The following is a 17,532-nucleotide window of genomic DNA, read 5'->3' on the forward strand; positions in this document are numbered from 1 at the left end:
CTACGCATCGTCGCCTTGGTGAGCCGTTACCCCACCAACTAGCTAATGCGCCGCAGGCCCATCCGTAAGTGACAGATTGAACCGTCTTTCATTATCTCCCCATGCGAAGAAATAAATTATCCGGTATTAGCTACCGTTTCCGGTAGTTATCCCAGTCTTACAGGCAGGTTACCTACGTGTTACTCACCCGTCCGCCGCTAACTATCCGGAGAGCAAGCTCTCCATCAAGTCCGCTCGACTTGCATGTATTAGGCACGCCGCCAGCGTTCGTCCTGAGCCAGGATCAAACTCTCCAATAAAGATGGAAGGATCTACTCTCCCGAAGGGGAGTGGCTTTCCATCAAAGTGTTTGACTTGCTCATTTAGAAAAACTGACGAGAAAATTAATTCTCATTTTAATACTCACTCGTTGTTCAGTTTTCAAAGATCAACTTTCTTCATTTCGTCGCAATTTTGTTTCAGCAGCGACCTTTATAATATATCACGTTTTCCTCGTTTAAGTCAAGATCTTTTTTTCAAGTTATTCAGTAAGCTCGCTTTCAAACTTGGTTCAGTGAATCTTGTCTTTCAGGGGCGAGATATAATGTATCACAGAACCAACGCGACAGTCAACCGTCTTTGCGCAAAAAAAACTGGTAAAATATTGAACCCTGTCCTTTAAGCCCAGTACCGTATTTCCCGGCTATCTCCCCGTCGTTCTCCAGGTACTGCTGTCGACTGCTTGACAAGGGATCTGTACACCAGCTTTCTTATGATCATCGGAAGTTCTTCCTTAACATGAGCCATTTCCGGCAACGCTATTAATTCCTGAATACTCCAAGCCTCTCTTCGGCTTCCCAAGACCCGAAGCAGTGCAGAGCAACAGTCTTCCATCCGGGACATGACAAAAAATTCGCACGCAAGCAAGACCAACTCGACGCGTTGTTCCAAAGTTTCTTTACTTTCGGTAAGTTCGTCGAACAACTTATGCACCACCGTATTAATCGACCGGAGTTGTTCCCAAACGCTGTGTTCGGGAGCGATCCCTTGATCGATTAGTTCGATGCGGGCGTAGTGCTTAAGCGTCTGTAATACACTGTAGTAAGCGTCCGTGAAATCCCGCTCGCGCGTATATTGCTTCGCTTCCACATAAGTCCGCAAAAACTTGGCAAACTCCTTCAACTTCAGCCGCTCTCTCATACTGTTCCCAAAACCGGTCAGTTCATTGCGCAGCTTCGTCACTTCTCCTCCCACATCCCAAATTACTTCTCCTTTCATAAAGCACTTTACGATTTCACGGTTTTCTCCTTCAATAACCCACCGTTGCAATTCGTTTTTTCCGATGTAACGCATTTGATACTGTATATTCCCGCTCATACAATGTTCTATCTGAAGGCCATCGATATCCTCATCCTCGAAAACGACCAGCACCAGAAGCTCGAAATCATGCAAAAGCGAACCGTGAAATGAATTGCCGGCATGGCGGTAACCTACCGCTCCGATCGCTCGATGACCGTTCTTCTCTTTATTTGTAAAAGAAAAAAAGGTTGGTTCCACGTTACCCTCCCACCTTGGCGTAATTCTGCCAATTCGTTATAATATAGTTCTACGCTTACATGAAGTTTCCTTCTTTCAATTTTTATCGAAAAAATTTAGGAATTGAGGTTTTCCCAATATGTTCTTTAAATCCAGTAAAATTAATGAATTCCGCTTATGGGGTTTGCTGCTTACAATGGGCGGGATGGGGCTTATGGTGCTCGGGACGGCCGGAATCGTGTTCTGGGGCCAATCCGGCAAAGTTGTTGCCGGTATCGGACTGGTTATCGGACTCATTGCGATGATGGCCAGCCTCGCGATCTATTTTTGGGCCGGTATGCTTTCAACCTCCGCCGTTCAGTTGGAATGTCCCGAATGCCATAAACTGACGAAAATGCTGGGCAAAACGGACCGCTGCATGTTCTGTAAAACGATACTGACCTTGGACCCGACACATGCGACGACTACGGCTGAAGAAATAGAGGAACAGCAGGCTCAGGGTAATCAATGACGGTCCGGTATAATCACCAGCAAATGCAGGATAGAAAAAAACGGTTGGACAAGGCATCCTTGTCCAACCGTTTTTTATTGAGAGATTTCCTTTAACACGTCCCAAGCTTGTTCCGAAGCAAACCCCCGGGTCCAAGTGCCAACACCGGCCAGCCCGAGGGACTGAGCCAAATCCACGCGCCGGTTCAACGATTCCGCATCTTCCAGCCAAATCCGGTTAAGCGCTCCGTCTTCCTTGTATTCCACATAGTTTTGCCCAGTCTCTTCCGACAATTTTGGGGTTAGTTTCTTCTCTTTGATGATTTCCTGAGCTTTTTTCATTCCGATCGCTTTGGATTTAACTTTGGTTTGCCCTTCCTCCACCGTCTCCGTCCAGACCCGGGTGTAAAGCGGAATTCCAAGAATCAGTTGATCCGGAGAAACATCATCTTCCTCCAAGATCCGGGTGACGGAAGAACGAACCCATGGGAGAGAAGCAACGGAACCAGCTACAGGGCTCGCAGCCCAGTGCTCGTCATAGGCCATAAGAACGATATAATCAACGGTCTCACTGAGCGCTCTCCGGTCGAGGAAAGCCGACCACATTTCACTGTTCGATTTCGGCGTTACGTCAATGGACACCACTAGTCCGTATTCCATAGCAAGCGGCCTTAATTCCCTCATAAACTGGGTCAGATTAGGTCCGTCTTTGGTGTGTACATTTTCATAATCAATGTTAATGCCATCCAAATCGTACAACTTGGCATAATGAAGCATCTGCAAGATTGTGGTCATGCGATTTTCAAAGGTGGACAGCGCTTTAGTCGTAAGTTCGGGTTCAAAACTGTTGCTGAACAATCCCCATACCTGCATACCTTGTCCATGCGCCCATTTCACATAGGCAGGATCAGCTTTACTTTTTAGATTGCCACTTCCGTCGATCAGCGAAAACCAAGTCGGACTTACGACGTTCACACCGGGCAACTTTCCGATGGATGCAGGCTTGGGTGCAACCTGATAGACCGCTTCCCAAGTCATATTAATTTTTTTGGCCTGCCACTTTTCTTTGGCAGGAGACAGCACCGGCGCAAGTTCCGGAACAACTCTGCTCTCACCGCCCACCGTATCGTTTTGCCTCACATATCCCATATAACCGTTATAAAGCTGAACATAATACCAATCATCCACAGTTTCTAAGATTCGCAACTTGGTACCCGGATTCATATCCTTTAAAATCGGCGAATGAATGCTGTTTCCCTCACGCAGCGGGATGGTGATATCTTTTTTGCGCGAGGACTCCCTCACGCTGACATGCTCCAGTTTTTCGCCTGGCTTCATCATTATTACTGCCCCGGAGGCTTCATCTTCATGAATCTCCATACCATAAAGTTCTTCAAGCAAATGAGCAGGCAAATAAAGGACCTCATTCTTTTCCTCCGGAGCAAACCGCAGTGTCACCCGCTTATTGTTAATTTTCCCCGTCTTGTTATCCGTTTTCAGCAAAACGAGTTTTTGGGGCGTAGTCAATATGACGGATTGGGAATCCTGCTCATACCTTATGTTTGGATCTACTACAGATTGAATAATCGGAAGCGGCAGTTTAAGACCATCGCCTTCCCCGATCGCCGTGCCCTCCAATAGTTCGCCTTTCATAAAAACGGGTTTATCGTAAATTCCGATCCAGTCAGGATCAATATGTTCGCGGTTAGGCAAAAATTGCGTAGAAAACAAGTAAGCTCCTGCCATGATAAGGATCAAGGCAAACCACCATTTCCCGCGGCCTTTCCGCCTGCGTCGGCCATGCATACTTTGTCTGTTTTTCAACGGCTCTACCTCTCTTATTAAAAATAAAGACGTGAAGAATTCCCGGAGGAATCCCGCACGTCCCCATAGACCCGCAGGTCAATTTCAATTAATGATCACGGCAGGTTTCGCAGATCCCGTGGAACTCCATACGGTGTCCATGGACAACGAATCCGGTCATTTCCTCCGCTTTTCGTTCTACTTCCGCCAATGAAGGATATGAAAAATCTTTGATTTTGCCGCACATCTCACAAATGATGTGGTAATGATCCGAGACATCTGCATCAAACCGGCTGGAATTGTCACCGTAAGTCAGTTCGCGGACCATATCTGCTTCGATCAGCATTTTGAGATTGTTATAAACCGTAGCCACACTCATATTGGGGAAACGGGGCTCCAAGGCCCGGTAAATCTCATCCGCGGTCGGGTGTCCCTTCGACTCCAAAAGATAGGTAAGAATGGCATGGCGCTGCGGCGTAATGCGTACACCGTTATTTTTCAATTGATCGAGTGCATGCTGTACGCGAGTAGCCATAAAGTCCACCGCCTTAAAAAAAGTACAAATTAGAATCCTTACAAATTTTATTGTACGTTTATAATAATTCTTTTGTCAACGAAGTAACATCCTGTACAAGGCGAGATTGTTTTCAAATAATCCGAATTCAGCTTTTGGTCACAATTAAGTTGCTGTTGCCATCCACCTTGATCTGATACTCTCCACTGCCGGATACGCCTGTGATTTCTTTATTCTCTACGATAAACGGCAAATCCGTTCTAATATCTCCATACCCGCTGGAACCTTCAAGCGTGTAGTCCCCCGTATCCGGAATCTCCAGTTGCATCTCTCCCACAGCGCTATACACGCTCCAGTCCCCGCCGATCTCCCTGGTAGAAATTTGAATTTTCCCGTTGAGGGATTCAGCCTGCAATGCGGAGGTGGCTCCATCGATTTTGACATTTCCGTTTTTCGTGCTTGCTTTGATATCGGCTTCCGCATTGACTAGGGAAATATCGCCTACCATCGTGGACAACGATGCGTTTCCGCTGATCCCTTTTCCCTTCAGATTGCCGCCCTGGGTATCAATACTCACGTCCCCAAAGACGCGATACAGTTCCGCATCCCCGTTTAACGTCTTGGCTGACACATCGCCCACTACGTCCCACATTCGCAGGTTTCCGTTACCGGTTTGCAGCTTGATTTGCTTCAAGGCCTGAGCTCCGGTCAGGGTGATAGAGCCACTGGACGTGCTGATATCAATATCCAGGTAACGGTTCTCCGGCAAAATAACTGTAAGATTCACGCGAGGATGACGCTTGCCGGAAGCACTGTACGTCTTGTCTTTAACCGTAACGGCCAGCGTTTTTCCGATAGAGGTGTCGATTGTAGTTTTCTCGGCGACTTCCTCGGCCGCCTCCACGGGGATCTGATCTACCCATACGGTCGCATGAATGGCAACACCTTCAATTTCCGCCCGTCTAACATCTATGTTTCCGTTAACGCCGTCGATTTTGATCTGTTCCGTGTCCAAATCAATCGGAATCTCTAGGCTTGGTTTCTCCGTATGGAACCCTTCCTCACTGCTGAAGTCCGAGCCTGCCGCCGCCAGATCCAGGCTGACGCGATTCCATAAGTGCAGATAATGCTCTTGCTGAGTAACTGCAAAGACCGAGACACCGATACATACCGACAATAGCAATCCCTTCATGTCTACCCGTAATCGCCGTTCGGGACGCAAGGTGTGCCTGCGGTTGCGGATCAACACCAAAATATGTTCCACACCGCCCGATACTAAAATAAGCGGCCACCATTTGCGCAAAAGCAGTATCAAATCTTGTCCCGTAATCCGGTCAATCAGCAGCAGAACTCCGACTGCGATGATTAGGATCGAAGCCGTGAATCGACCCGTCCTGAGGAAGCGCCGACGGTTTTCCCGCCAAATAAACATCAGTCCGGCCAAGATCAGAGAAGCAGCCACTACGTAGCCGGATGACCATGCGACGAATCCCTCAAGCCATGGCGGCTTTTGACGGAACAAAAAAATAACCGCCCCTCCGCACATCAACAAAAGGCCCGCAAGGACGCTTCTCGCTACACTTGATCCAGACGCCCCGCCGTTCGTGCCAGGATCCTTACCTTCATTTTCCATTCCCGCACGTTTGAGTTTCGCATTGATCACATCGGTAGATTGCAGCACGTCATAAATGCTATAAAAATAAATTGAGGGAATCAGCAATCCAAGTAAAATGAGCAAAGGCACATTTATGCCGCCTCGGACCGAGGAAAAATAAATCAATGCCGACGAGTCCAGAAGAATGAAATAAATCAGACCCGCACCTTTAAAAAACATCTTTAAATAGAGATGGCCCAAGCCCGGAAAGATCGCCGAGAACAGGCAAGCTATAAACTTGCGTTTCCTCCGTCTTGGCTGAAATCCCTTCGTCCTGGCCGCAAGCTGCAAAGCCTGCCTGTTCTGCAAATTCACAGGTGTCTTCAGCATCGCCATCTCCTTTCTGCCAATTAGAGTCATTATATTCTAGTATAATAATACCCCATAAACCTCTCTTCTGTAATGGAATGAACTGGGCAATATAACCTGCGAACCCTTGATCGCGAAAAAACACACCTTCGTTTGACCCCAGAGGGTTAAGCGAAAGTGTGCCGGTCTACCCACGATTATAGCGATACACGGTAAGGCTTGCCCCTGCTGCCGAGCTTACGCTCTCCCCCGGAACGAAACCGAACTTCCGGTAAAGAGACACGGCCGGTGCATTAAGCGTTCCCGCGGTGACAACGAAGGATCTCATGTTGGGTTGACTATCGATAACGTACTTCAGCAACGAAGCTCCGATTCCCTGACGCAAGCGACCCGGGTGGATCATCAGCCTGGTAATCTCCAGGCAATCCGGAGAGTTCGACGGGCCTGTGACGATTGCACCCAGCAGTTCTCCATCTTGAGATACCTCTCCGTAAAAAAGCTCTCCGCTGCTTCGAATCGAATCAAACGTCTCAGGCAGAGGTGGATATTCCGTCAAACCGATCGCGGCCGCCTCCAAGCGATAAGCCACGTGCTGCAGGTTCCACAGCTGCTCCACCATATCATGGTCCTGCAGCGACAATCTTTCGATCATCCCAGTCTTCCCCCTTGGGCGAGATTACCGTTCCTCTTTAAAACTAATCTTTTAACACATCCACGAGCAGCTTGTTGACAAGACCGGGATTGGCTTTGCCCTTGCTCTGCTTCATCACCTGGCCGACCAGGAAGCCGATCGCCTTGTCTTTGCCCGCCTTATAATCCTGAACGGAAGCCGGATTGTTCGCCACGACTTCCTTAACAATATCCAAAATGGCGCCTTCATCGCTGATTTGCACCAGTCCCTGCTCTTCAACGATTTGCTGCGGCTGCTTGCCGCTTTGCAACATTTCTTTAAAGACCGTTTTGGCGATTTTGGAACTGATCGTGCCTTTTTCAATCAGATTGATCATTTCGCCAAGGCCTTGCCCGGACAGCTTCACTTCCGCAAGCTCCAGTCCGTTGCTGTTCAGATAGCCGAGCAAGTCGCCCATAATCCAGTTGGATACGGCCTTCGCATCCGTCGTATAGCTCAGACTGTTCTCGAACAAGTCCGCGACCGGCTTGGAGGACGTAATTACGCCGGCATCATAATCCGGAAGCCCGTATTCCGAGGCGTAACGTGCTTTTCGCGCATCCGGCAGTTCCGGAATAGAGGCTCTGATCCGGTCTTTCCATTCCTGGTCAATATGAATCTTCACCAAGTCCGGATCGGGGAAGTAACGATAGTCATGCGCTTCTTCTTTGCCGCGCATGGAGAACGTTTTGCCTTGAGCTTCGTCCCAGCGGCGAGTTTCTTGAACTACTTGTCCGCCGTCGTCCAGAATTTCCGCTTGGCGGTATTGCTCATATTCCAATCCGCGCAGTACCCCGCGGAAGGAGTTCATATTTTTCAACTCGGCCCGGATGCCGAGTTCCTTCTGGCCCTGTGGACGGAGGCTGATATTGGCGTCACAGCGCATCGAGCCCTCTTCCATTTTCACATCGGATACATCGCAATATTGCATGATCGCCCGAAGTTTCTCAAGATACGCCCGCGCCTCTTCCGGCGAAGAAATATCCGGCTCGGACACAATTTCCACCAGCGGCGTTCCGACCCGATTGAAATCGACAAGGGAAGCATATCCGCCGTCGACATGTGTCAGCTTGCCGGCGTCTTCCTCCAGATGCAGACGGGTGATTCCGATCCGTTTCGTCACGCCATCGACTTCGATGTCGATATAACCGTTCTCTCCGATCGGCTGATCGAACTGCGAGATTTGGTAAGCTTTGGGCGAATCGGGATAAAAATAGTTCTTCCGGTCGAATTTGCTGACATCGCCGATCTGGCAATTCAGCGCCATCGCGGCCTTCATGGCATAATCGACGGCCTGACGGTTCAGCACCGGCAGTACCCCGGGGTGTCCAAGACAAACCGGGCAAGTATGGCTGTTGGGAGGTGCACCGAATTCCGTGGAACAGCCGCAGAAGATTTTCGTCTTCGTATGCAGCTCCACATGCACTTCCAACCCGATTACTGTTTCATATTTGGATGTTGACATGTTGACCCTCCTGTAAATATTTCATTACAACGACGGGCGTTGTTTATGATGATCCGTATGGGCTTCATACGCATGAGCTACCCGGAGAAGATGACTCTCGCCGAACGGTTTGCCGATAATTTGCAGGCCAACCGGAAGTCCATCGGCAAAGCCGCAAGGAACACTGATGGCGGGAACCCCGGCCAGGCTGACCGGAATCGTCAGAATATCGTTAAGATACATCGTCAACGGATCGTCAACCTGCGATCCCAGCGGAAAAGCGGTCGTCGGCGCCGTTGGCCCGATGATCACGTCATATTTTTCAAAGGTCTGGTCAAAATCGCGTTTAATCAGCGTACGGACTTTTTGCGCTTTTAAATAATACGCGTCATAATATCCGGAACTCAGCGCATATGTGCCGAGCATGATCCGGCGTTTCACTTCCGGTCCGAAGCCCTGGCTGCGCGATTCCAGGTACAAGTCCAGCAGGTTGCCCGAGTGGTCTGCGCGCACGCCGTAACGCACACCGTCAAACCGCGACAAGTTGGAGGAAGCTTCCGAAGAAGCCAGCAAGTAGTAAGCCGCAACCGCATATTCCGTATGCGGCAGGGAGACCTCTTCCCAAACGGCGCCCATGCTTTCCATTACTTTCAGGGCCTCCAAAACCGCAGCTTTCACTTGCGGATCGACGCCCTCCAGGTATTCCTTCGGTACCGCGATCTTTAATCCCTTGATGTCCCCCGTCAAAGCTGCCAGATAGTCCGGCACGTCAACATTCGCGGAGGTCGAATCCTTGTGATCATGGCCTGCGATGGCCTGCAACACATAGGCGGAATCTTCGACGTTTTTCGTAATCGGTCCAATCTGATCCAGCGAGGAGGCAAAGGCCACCAAACCGTAGCGGGAAACGAGACCGTAAGTCGGCTTCAAGCCAACTACGCCGCAGTAGGATGCAGGCTGGCGGATGGAACCGCCCGTGTCGGAGCCCAGTGTGAAATAAGCTTCTCCCGCAGCAACTGCGGCGGCCGAACCGCCACTGGACCCGCCAGGGACACGGCTTAAATCCCAAGGGTTTCGCACCGGATGAAAACTGGAGTTTTCATTGGAACCCCCCATGGCAAACTCGTCCATGTTCAACTTGCCGATCGTCACAGCTTCCGCTTGCTTCAGCTTCGAAACTGCGGTCGCGTCGTAAATCGGATCATAATTGCTTAGAAACTGGCTCGCGCACGTAGTCCGCAATCCCTCTGTCACCATGTTATCTTTAATTCCCGCAGGCAGACCGAACAACAACCCGCGCGCCTCTCCGCTGACCAGCTTGTTATCGAGTCGGGCCGCTTCCGCCCGGGCTCCTTCCTCATTCAGCGTCAAATAAGCGCCAACACGACTATCCCGTTCCGCAATTTTGGCAAATGCTTCGCCAACCAAATCGGTGACAGACAACTCTTTCTTGCTGAGCCGATTATGTATTTCCTGCAAACGCAAATCAAACAGCGTCACTGCCGCATCCTCCTTTCAAATTGTGCAAAAGTGTCTTCTTCCTCGTCTATTCCAGCACTGCAGGTACTTTGAACTGGCCGTCCTCTTCATCCGGCACATTCCGGAATACTTTCTCCTGCGACAGACTCTCGTGCACTTCGTCCTCGCGCATGACGTTGCTAAGATGCAGCACATGCGTCGTCGGTTCCACGCCTTCCGTGTCCAACTCGTTCAATTTCTCCGCATATTGTAAAATAGCGTTCAACTGCTCCGTGAACATTTCCCGCTCTTCGTCAGTTAAGTTCAACCGGGCCAGTTTGGCCACATGCTCCACGTCCTTAACCTGAATGCTCATTGTTCTTTCCTCCTTCGTTATCCCTGACGGGACCTTAACTTGTCCATTCTAACATGACGTTTCGGATGAATAAAATTATATTGTAGAATGGGATGGAGTTCAATCCATTAACGCGAAACAAGACGAAAGCCGCCGTAGCTTTCCAGACCGCGCCTGCTTTAAACAGCGAATAGGCCACCGATGAAACCGGTAGCCTATCGTTTGGGTTAGCCTACGATGTAGTATGTTCCACATCATACTCGCCGGAAAGCTTTTTCAGCGAATTGATTTTACCATGGGGGTGCTGCTCCTGCTTCCGGGCCTTCCAAGCTGCTTCTTTTCTGCGCTTCTGCTGGCTCATCTAAGGTAGCCTCCTCTGGAGATACGTCATATACTACAGGTATTAGATTGTAAAATATCGCAATGATTCATTCAGGAGAACGAAAAAAAGAACCGGCATCGCCGGCTCTTTATATCCACGCTCGCAAGTTCACCTGCTTGATGAACTCCGCCTGAGACAAAACTTCCTTTGTTGGTTCCATCTGTTCGTCCGCATCATTGTTCTCGCCATTCAACACATGCAGAAACAGCTTTTCATTGTGCGTTGCCAGAGCGTAATCGATGAGCGCTTCCTGGGTAGCCCGCTCCGCTTCGTACTCCAGGAGCAGTTCCTCGGATTCCACATCATCCGAAGGGACATAATAATTCCGTCCTGTCTTCGGAGCACGGATAACGTAATCAAACGCATTATCCGGATTACGATCATAAGCAATAACGTACCCATATTCCCCAACAGGAAGATTCTGCTCAAAGGCATCTCCGACGATTACAACTCTCTCTCCCAACTGCAGCATCGTCTACCTCCCTGATATAATCAATAAGTTATTTTACTATCCTACTAAAAAAATCAGAGATGGGCAACATTTGCTTGAAAGAAGAGTTATTCCACCTTCATTCTCTTAACGTCATCCCCCATGGACGATAATAACGTCTCCATCGTAGCCTCTGCTTTAAATTTTACGGTAAGCGTAAGGACGATCTCCTCTTCACGGCGGTCCGCTTCAAACACAAGCACGGAGACATGATGTTCTTCCAGACGTTCAAGAATCCGGTTTACGGCGCCTTGCTCCCGTTCCATGACAATAACGATCTGTTCGGTTTTAGGGGAAGTCAGCCAGCTAATGCGGCCATGCAAAGCGATCTGACCAAGAAAAATCAGTAGCGTAACCCCGACTCCTATAAAGTACAAGCCTGCTCCAATAGCCATCCCGATCCCAGCCGTCGCCCATATGCCAGCCGCCGTAGTCAGCCCTTTTACGGTATGCTTTTGCATAAATATCATACCCGCGCCCAAAAAGCTGACCCCGCTGACAACCCCGGCCGCGATTCTCGAAGGATCCAGAGACAAGTTGTCCCAGCCGATCTGATCCTGAAAACCGTATTTGGAAATGATGACCATCAGCGCCGCGCCGACCGCAACGACATAGTGTGTTCTTACGCCCGCTTCCTTCATCCGGTCCTTACGTTCAAAACCGATGATCACTCCACATATTCCCGCAATCAGAATTCTCAACAATAGTTCGTATTCCACTTCTAGGCCCCCGATCAAGAAACAATAATACTATCTTAACAAAACCGGGGAGAAGAATGAAATCAAAGGGCCTGGAATTTGATAGTGCTTAATCCGTCGCGTTCAGTCTGAAATGCCCTGCCGTCGCAAGCTCCAGGAAGATGCAGCAATAAACAAAATACATAACATCAGGGTTATTGCTATCGGTACAGCAGGATTGGCCGGAGCCTGCGGTCCGGCCAGATGTCCGGCGGCTGTCGTCAAAAGATGCGCGGGACTCCAAGCCAGCCAGGAGGGTACCAGACCATGTGCCAACGACAGCGCGCCTATTACCAGTAGCGATACTACCGCGGCTGCACTGCCTCGAAGCACCGTACTGCACATCATTGTGAGCGAAACGGCGAAGGAGAACCAGATTAAATACAGCCCTCCAGCCGCCAATGCTTCCCGCCAAGGCACAGTTCCCTGTAACAGCGAGGTATAATACCAAGCTGAGCCGTAGCTAAGAACAAACGAAACGACGACCAGGCTGAAATACCCCGCCCATTTAGCGATGATAAACTGAGTCGATTTAACAGGGCGCACCAAAACCAAAGCCGCCGTACCACCGGAAAGCTCGCCCGCCACCAGGTTCATGCCGGCTATAACGATCAACAGTATGCCGATCAGGCTATATTGGCTGAGCACTTTCAACATCACTTCGGCCGGTCCCGGGACCGGAAAACTGTCCACCAGTTCTGCGGGAAGTTGGCCGGAAGCCTGAAGGAGATCGGGCAAGTAAAAGGAGGTTAGCGGTTGCGTCACCCCCAGCAGTACAAAGACAACCGGAATCCAAAGCAATTTGTAGTTTCGGATCATCTCCAAAATTTCCTTACGGTACATCAACAAGGTGATCTTCATGAGCCGACCACCTTCATAAACATATCTTCCAGCGAAGTCGCTCCCGCCTCAAAGCGCAGCAGCGGCATAGTCCGGGAACCGGCTTCCTTCAATATGACCTCACGCGCTATTCCCATATCCGAGACGGTCAGTAATGCCGTATCGCCCCGCAACTCAAAATCTCTGACAAAGCTTCTGTCCTGAAGAGAATGAAGCCAAGCCGCCGCTTGTCCTTTCGGATCACTCTCCACTTGAATCGTCAGTAAAGGCTGACGGTATTTGGCTGACAGCTCGGCAAGACTTCCATGCTCGACGATTTCGCCGCTCCTGAGCATGATGATCCGGTCGCAAACCTCCTCAGCGTCATGAAGAACATGCGTTGACAACAGGATCGTCGTCCCTTGCCGGAGCTGCTGCAGCAAGTCCATCACCTCGCGCCGGCCCAACGGATCCAGGGCGGATACAGGTTCATCCAACAGCAACAACCGGGGATGATGTACCAAAGCCTGAGCCAAACCAAGCCTCTGCTTCATCCCCCCGGAATAGCCGGAAATACGCCGTCTTGACGCCTCGCTAAGACCAACCCTTTCCAGAATCAATTCCGCTTCTGCCACGGCCTGCTTTCCGGTCATTCCACTCAACCCCGCTGCATAAACCACATACTCCTTGCCCGTCATCCAGCCATAAAAGGAAGGATGTTGCGGCAAATAACCGATTTGATTGCGCCAAGAGATTTCCGAAGTCTCCTTTCCATTGATCAATACGCTTCCCGAAGTTGGGGACAGCAGCCCCGCAAGCATCCGAAGTGTTGTCGTTTTTCCTGCTCCGTTGGGGCCTAACAAGGCGGTACAACCGCCTTCCTCCAGTTCAAAAGAAATTTCCTTCACCGCCGTGCGCGTACCAAACTTCTTGCTTAATTGAGTAACGCTTAGTCTGCTCATCCTTGTCCCCTCCGGCCGACAGCAAAGTAGGCAACGCTCCCGATGATATTTCCAAAGAGGATAACGAGAACCCAAATCCATTTAGGCCCCCTTACCGACTCGGGTGCCGTTTTGGCCAGAGAGATCAGCCCGATCAAAGCAAGAATCAACTGTAAAATCACGACGGGCAATATGAGGCCCCACTGAATGTCCACGTACTTTCCCCATTTCTTTCTTAAAGTCTCCATGTGTTACATAACCGGCGGCTTTCCGTTCTTTCTTTTTTTGCGGAATTCCGGCATTACCTCAACCAATAAATATACAATCAGCGGAGTCGGGACGTTTAAAATGCCCCAAAGCCCCCAAAACCACGCCGACTTCTCTTTTCCGCGCTTACGGGCATCCCTAAAGATCCACATGCCCTGCGTAAGCAGCATTAGCGCTATCAAAACCCAAAGTCCCCAAGGCAACGACTCCTGACTCATAACGATTTCTCCTTTCGGAAAAGAACGGCTATGGCCACTACCCCCAGAGCCACTGCCATTCCCAGCCCTTGGACTATGACAAATAAATAAGGTGCCTTATAAGCAAACAAGCCTCCGCCACTTATCACGGCCAATGAAATCAAAAAGAAAATCAAGCTATCCCTTCTGTTCAACCTTTTCTTCTCCAACCAAGCAGCTTGTATTCTCTGCTCCCAGGCTTTCTCCGACAGATCGCTGATCGGCTGAACAACCCGGTCCAACCGGTTCCATTCTGTCAGTAACTCCTCGAGTGGCCCCTCTCCCGATTGATCATGAATGCCTTTATCCTTCATGACGACCAACCTCCTTCCGCAATTCGCTGAGTCCGCAGGATACGCGGGATTTTGCAGTGCCCGACGGAATATTCAGCATAGAGCCGATTTCATCGTAGGTGTATCCGTAATAATGCTTAAGCAGTATGGCAATCCGTTGATCGGCAGGCAAACGGAATAATTGCTCCAGCAGATCGGTCCACGACTCCTGTTGGTTCTCATAATGCCAGCGCAGCTTTCGGACGCTTTCTTCCTGTTGCATCCAGTTTTTCTCCCGTTTTTTCCGCCGGGTCTTATCGATAAACAAACGTGTGGCAATCGTTATCAGCCAAGAAGAGAATGACGAAGAGCCATCATAGCGGTCGATCTTCTCCATGCATCGCACCATCGTATCCTGAGCCAGATCTTCAGCCGCCTTCGGATCCATCGATATTTTCACCAAATATTTATACACGAAGGAATAATGCTCATGCATTAGCGAGGCGAGAGCCGAGGAATCCCCTTGTTGAGCTTGTTGGACCAGTACCTGTTCCCTTTCCTGTGACATGTCACACCCCTCTTGTTTCCGGTAAACATATGTATTACGACTGAGACGAGGAAAACGTTCAGACCCAATAAAAAAAGTCATAAAAAGAAGACCGCCTCTATAGGCGATCCCCAAATTTCTTAGAACCTTGATATACAATTGGCTTAGATAAAAAAGAACGCAAACCGGGATGATTCCGCAGCTTGCGTGCTTCGCAAAGGTTACAAATATTTAATGACTTGATTTTAGCAAAGCAGAGCTTCCTTGTCCAGCTTTTTTGCACTTTTTGTGCAAAAATTTGTTGTAAAAAGTCTCTATACGTTCAGGATATCACTAGGAGACGTAAGGATTGTTCGCCTTTTCGTATCCGATAGTCGTTTTAGGGCCATGTCCGGGATACACTTTCGTTTCATCCGGAAACCGGAACAGCGTCCCGCGGATTGAATTATACAGGTCCGCTTCGCGGCCACCCGGGAGGTCCGTACGTCCGACGCCCATTTTAAACAGGCAATCGCCCGAGAACAGGTCGCTGCCGCACAGAAAGCTCACACTGCCAGGCGAATGGCCCGGCGTATGATAGACCGTGAATTCATGGCCGATCAGCGTGATCTTCTGTCCCTGAGCCAAATCGAACTCGGCAGGATCGCTTGCGACCGGCCCGGTTACATTAGGCCACATCAGCGATCCGTTCAACTTCGGCGTCGTTAGCCATTCGCTTTCCAACGGGTGCACATAAACGGGACACCCCTTCAGTTTGCGAACTTCATCCAAGCCACCGATATGATCGAAATGAGCATGCGTCAGCAAAATCGCTTCGATTTCCAGGCCCTCGATCCGGCGAAGCAGCGGACCCGGGTTCGAACCCGGGTCGATAATTACGGCACGATTCTCATCTTCCCCCCGCAGCAGGTAAGCATTAGTTTGAAGCGGTCCAAGGGAAAAGCTTTCTATTTTCAACATCTGCAGTTCACATTCCCGAGATCAACGCCCGCAGTTCGGCAACCACCGACGCGTTCACTCCGGCTCCTTCCTCATATCTCTCCGCCATCCGCTGCCGGACGGCCCCGATTTTTTCTTCGTAATCAAAGGCTTCCCGGTCCGGGTTTTCCCGTTTGAAATCTACCATCAAAGCCTGTACGTGCGCAGGACGGGGTCCCCAATGGCCAAGCACATGTCCGCCGGTATCCGCAACAATCACAATGGGAACGGAACGGCCGCCCATCGTCAAAAAATAGTCCATGACATCCTGATGATCTTCCAGGATCAGCACTTCCGTCTTCAATCCCGACACTTCCAGCGCCCGGAATATGACCGGAACGCTGCGTACGACATCGCCGCACCAGTCCGCGGCCAAAATCAACACACGAAGATCGTCACGGAAGTTCAAACTTTCAAAAAACTCGCGATCCTCTTCGCTCACCCAGACGAAATTCTCATACCCTTGCGCAAAAGCTTCCTTGTTTCGTTGCATGCTCTCCATAAATTGCCGGGGAGCAACCCCTTTTCCAAACTTTTCGGATACATTCACACTCATTCAGGCATCTCCTTTCTTTCTGGAAGAATTAAACCATTTTACGAGCACATAGACGATCAGCAGGGCAAGGGCAACGAGCAGGATCGGTATAATGTAAGGGCCTGCCTTTTCGTCAATATGCTTCCAGTTCTCGCCAAGCAGCATCCCTAAGTAGACAAACAACACGGACCAGGGAATGACCGCCAGTGTCGTCAAAAGCAAAAATTTCCCTACCGGCATTTTAGCCATTCCAGCCGGAATGGAGATTGCATGTCTGGCCACCGGAATAAACCGGGCGGTAAAGATCACGCCGGGACCGTACTTCAGGAACCAAGTCTCGGAAACATCGATATGCTTTTTTTGAATCAGAATATATTTGCCGAATCTCTCCAAAATGGGCCGTCCGCCGTAGCGTCCGATCCAGTAAATAAACAACTGGGCGATAACTCCGCCGACAACCCCGAAAAGTACGGCACCCACGAAATTGATATGGCCCGAATGTACGAGATACCCCCCGTAAGCCAGCACGATTTCACTCGGAATGACCTCAATCATGAGACCGAGCATAATTCCGAAATACCCCAATTGTTGAATCCAGTCAAATAATGTCGCAACTACATTAGAAATCCAATCCACCGCGTAGTCCTCTCCCCTAAACATATTAAGCACGGCCAAAAACGTCTTATCACCAGTCTATTCTATCATAGCCTGGGACATGCGTTCTACTTTGCCTAGAAGGACCAGTGTCCCTATTTCCGAGCTGCGCATATGTTGGGAGAAAGGAGGCGGTATTTTAATGAACACGCCCGGAAAACACTCTACCTCACTCCCTACGCCGCGCAAAATCCGTCGCGGATGCAGCAAAGAACTGTACCGCACGGTCAAGCGGCTGGGAGTTTACATTCCGGAAGAGCTTATCAAACAAGGCGAAACGTTGTATTACAAAAAGGTCATCGGCAATCTCCTATGGATCGGGGAAAATATCAGCAACCGTAAATTGCTTGCCGATTGGTGGGATGAGACAGTCAGCGCCGAACTGGCCGAATTGTGGCAGGTTGACCGCGAAGCGCTCTCCCGGGCTTTCCGGAGCGCTTTTGGCGGTTGAGTAATAAATTTG

Annotated in this window: 22 protein-coding genes and 1 rRNA gene; 2 read left to right on the plus strand and 21 right to left on the minus strand. The window is 49.9% G+C overall.

The window, feature by feature from the left end:
• Together DFP94_RS24080 and DFP94_RS24085 are read right to left on the minus strand one after the other, a co-directional pair.
• A 16S ribosomal RNA gene (locus DFP94_RS24080) occupies nucleotides 1–299 on the minus strand; the annotation flags it as partial.
• Nucleotides 300–657: 358 nt separating this feature from the next.
• Nucleotides 658–1,536, minus strand: coding sequence for a nucleotidyltransferase-like protein (locus DFP94_RS24085; RefSeq protein WP_114499013.1), 879 nt, complete (start codon nucleotides 1,534–1,536; stop codon nucleotides 658–660).
• Between the two features lie 118 nt (nucleotides 1,537–1,654).
• Between DFP94_RS24085 and DFP94_RS24090 the strand changes: the two genes are divergently transcribed.
• On the plus strand, nucleotides 1,655–2,026 hold the full coding sequence (locus tag DFP94_RS24090) for a YgzB family protein (protein ID WP_114499014.1): 372 nt from the start codon (nucleotides 1,655–1,657) through the stop codon (nucleotides 2,024–2,026).
• A 74-nt stretch (nucleotides 2,027–2,100) separates the two neighbouring features.
• On the opposite strand, the gene DFP94_RS24095 is transcribed toward DFP94_RS24090, so the two are convergent.
• The 19 genes from DFP94_RS24095 to uptA form a co-directional block, all read right to left on the minus strand.
• A complete protein-coding gene (locus DFP94_RS24095; protein WP_114499065.1) occupies nucleotides 2,101–3,810 on the minus strand; it encodes a glycosyl hydrolase family 18 protein in 1,710 nt (569 codons plus the stop codon).
• Nucleotides 3,811–3,916: 106 nt separating this feature from the next.
• Nucleotides 3,917–4,342, minus strand: a complete 426-nt coding sequence (locus DFP94_RS24100; protein ID WP_114499015.1) for a Fur family transcriptional regulator — start codon at nucleotides 4,340–4,342, stop codon at nucleotides 3,917–3,919.
• 127 nt (nucleotides 4,343–4,469) lie between these two features.
• On the minus strand, nucleotides 4,470–6,305 hold the full coding sequence (locus DFP94_RS24105; RefSeq protein ID WP_114499016.1) for a DUF4097 family beta strand repeat-containing protein: 1,836 nt from the start codon (nucleotides 6,303–6,305) through the stop codon (nucleotides 4,470–4,472).
• A gap of 166 nt (nucleotides 6,306–6,471) precedes the next feature.
• On the minus strand, nucleotides 6,472–6,936 hold the full coding sequence (locus DFP94_RS24110) for a GNAT family N-acetyltransferase (RefSeq protein WP_114499017.1): 465 nt from the start codon (nucleotides 6,934–6,936) through the stop codon (nucleotides 6,472–6,474).
• 43 nt (nucleotides 6,937–6,979) lie between these two features.
• Nucleotides 6,980–8,419 carry an Asp-tRNA(Asn)/Glu-tRNA(Gln) amidotransferase subunit GatB gene (gene gatB / locus DFP94_RS24115; RefSeq protein ID WP_114499018.1) on the minus strand — a complete coding sequence of 480 codons (1,440 nt, stop codon included), beginning with the start codon at nucleotides 8,417–8,419 and terminating at the stop codon, nucleotides 6,980–6,982.
• Nucleotides 8,420–8,443: 24 nt separating this feature from the next.
• Nucleotides 8,444–9,898, minus strand: a complete 1,455-nt coding sequence (gene gatA, locus DFP94_RS24120; RefSeq protein ID WP_114499019.1) for an Asp-tRNA(Asn)/Glu-tRNA(Gln) amidotransferase subunit GatA — start codon at nucleotides 9,896–9,898, stop codon at nucleotides 8,444–8,446.
• A gap of 46 nt (nucleotides 9,899–9,944) precedes the next feature.
• Nucleotides 9,945–10,232, minus strand: a complete 288-nt coding sequence (gene gatC, locus DFP94_RS24125) for an Asp-tRNA(Asn)/Glu-tRNA(Gln) amidotransferase subunit GatC (RefSeq protein WP_114499020.1) — start codon at nucleotides 10,230–10,232, stop codon at nucleotides 9,945–9,947.
• Nucleotides 10,233–10,443: 211 nt separating this feature from the next.
• A complete protein-coding gene (locus DFP94_RS25800) occupies nucleotides 10,444–10,572 on the minus strand; it encodes a DUF6254 family protein (protein ID WP_220270935.1) in 129 nt (42 codons plus the stop codon).
• 109 nt (nucleotides 10,573–10,681) lie between these two features.
• On the minus strand, nucleotides 10,682–11,065 hold the full coding sequence (locus DFP94_RS24130; RefSeq protein ID WP_114499021.1) for an ATPase: 384 nt from the start codon (nucleotides 11,063–11,065) through the stop codon (nucleotides 10,682–10,684).
• An 86-nt stretch (nucleotides 11,066–11,151) separates the two neighbouring features.
• A complete protein-coding gene (locus DFP94_RS24135; RefSeq protein WP_114499022.1) occupies nucleotides 11,152–11,802 on the minus strand; it encodes an MgtC/SapB family protein in 651 nt (216 codons plus the stop codon).
• Nucleotides 11,803–11,904: 102 nt separating this feature from the next.
• Complete coding sequence (locus DFP94_RS24140) at nucleotides 11,905–12,681, minus strand: ABC transporter permease (protein WP_114499023.1); 777 nt, start codon at nucleotides 12,679–12,681, stop codon at nucleotides 11,905–11,907.
• Nucleotides 12,678–13,601, minus strand: coding sequence for an ABC transporter ATP-binding protein (locus tag DFP94_RS24145; protein WP_114499024.1), 924 nt, complete (start codon nucleotides 13,599–13,601; stop codon nucleotides 12,678–12,680). The genes DFP94_RS24140 and DFP94_RS24145 overlap by 4 nt, the downstream gene beginning before the upstream one ends.
• Nucleotides 13,598–13,795: a PLDc N-terminal domain-containing protein gene (locus tag DFP94_RS24150; protein WP_114499066.1), complete on the minus strand. Its 198-nt coding sequence runs from the start codon at nucleotides 13,793–13,795 to the stop codon at nucleotides 13,598–13,600. The genes DFP94_RS24145 and DFP94_RS24150 overlap by 4 nt, the downstream gene beginning before the upstream one ends.
• 36 nt (nucleotides 13,796–13,831) lie before the next feature.
• The gene (locus DFP94_RS24155; protein ID WP_114499025.1) at nucleotides 13,832–14,065 is read right to left on the minus strand and encodes a hypothetical protein; all 234 of its coding nucleotides are present in this window, start codon (nucleotides 14,063–14,065) and stop codon (nucleotides 13,832–13,834) included.
• On the minus strand, nucleotides 14,062–14,397 hold the full coding sequence (locus tag DFP94_RS24160) for a YxlC family protein (protein ID WP_114499026.1): 336 nt from the start codon (nucleotides 14,395–14,397) through the stop codon (nucleotides 14,062–14,064). Before DFP94_RS24160 ends, DFP94_RS24155 begins: the two co-directional genes overlap by 4 nt.
• The gene (gene sigY, locus DFP94_RS24165; RefSeq protein WP_114499027.1) at nucleotides 14,387–14,923 is read right to left on the minus strand and encodes an RNA polymerase sigma factor SigY; all 537 of its coding nucleotides are present in this window, start codon (nucleotides 14,921–14,923) and stop codon (nucleotides 14,387–14,389) included. Before sigY ends, DFP94_RS24160 begins: the two co-directional genes overlap by 11 nt.
• Nucleotides 14,924–15,235: 312 nt before the next feature.
• A complete protein-coding gene (locus DFP94_RS24170) occupies nucleotides 15,236–15,862 on the minus strand; it encodes an MBL fold metallo-hydrolase (protein ID WP_114499028.1) in 627 nt (208 codons plus the stop codon).
• Nucleotides 15,863–15,869: 7 nt separating this feature from the next.
• Nucleotides 15,870–16,436, minus strand: coding sequence for a thioredoxin family protein (locus tag DFP94_RS24175; protein ID WP_114499029.1), 567 nt, complete (start codon nucleotides 16,434–16,436; stop codon nucleotides 15,870–15,872).
• Nucleotides 16,437–17,051 carry an undecaprenyl phosphate transporter UptA gene (gene uptA, locus DFP94_RS24180; protein WP_114499030.1) on the minus strand — a complete coding sequence of 205 codons (615 nt, stop codon included), beginning with the start codon at nucleotides 17,049–17,051 and terminating at the stop codon, nucleotides 16,437–16,439.
• 160 nt (nucleotides 17,052–17,211) lie between these two features.
• On the opposite strand from uptA, the gene DFP94_RS24185 reads away from it, so the two are divergent.
• Entirely contained in the window at nucleotides 17,212–17,520 is a 309-nt protein-coding gene (locus DFP94_RS24185; protein ID WP_114499031.1) for a dehydrogenase, read from the plus strand.
• Nucleotides 17,521–17,532: the final 12 nt, after the last annotated feature.

This window comes from Fontibacillus phaseoli, assembly GCF_003337355.1.
GTDB lineage: Bacteria > Bacillota > Bacilli > Paenibacillales > Paenibacillaceae > Fontibacillus > Fontibacillus phaseoli.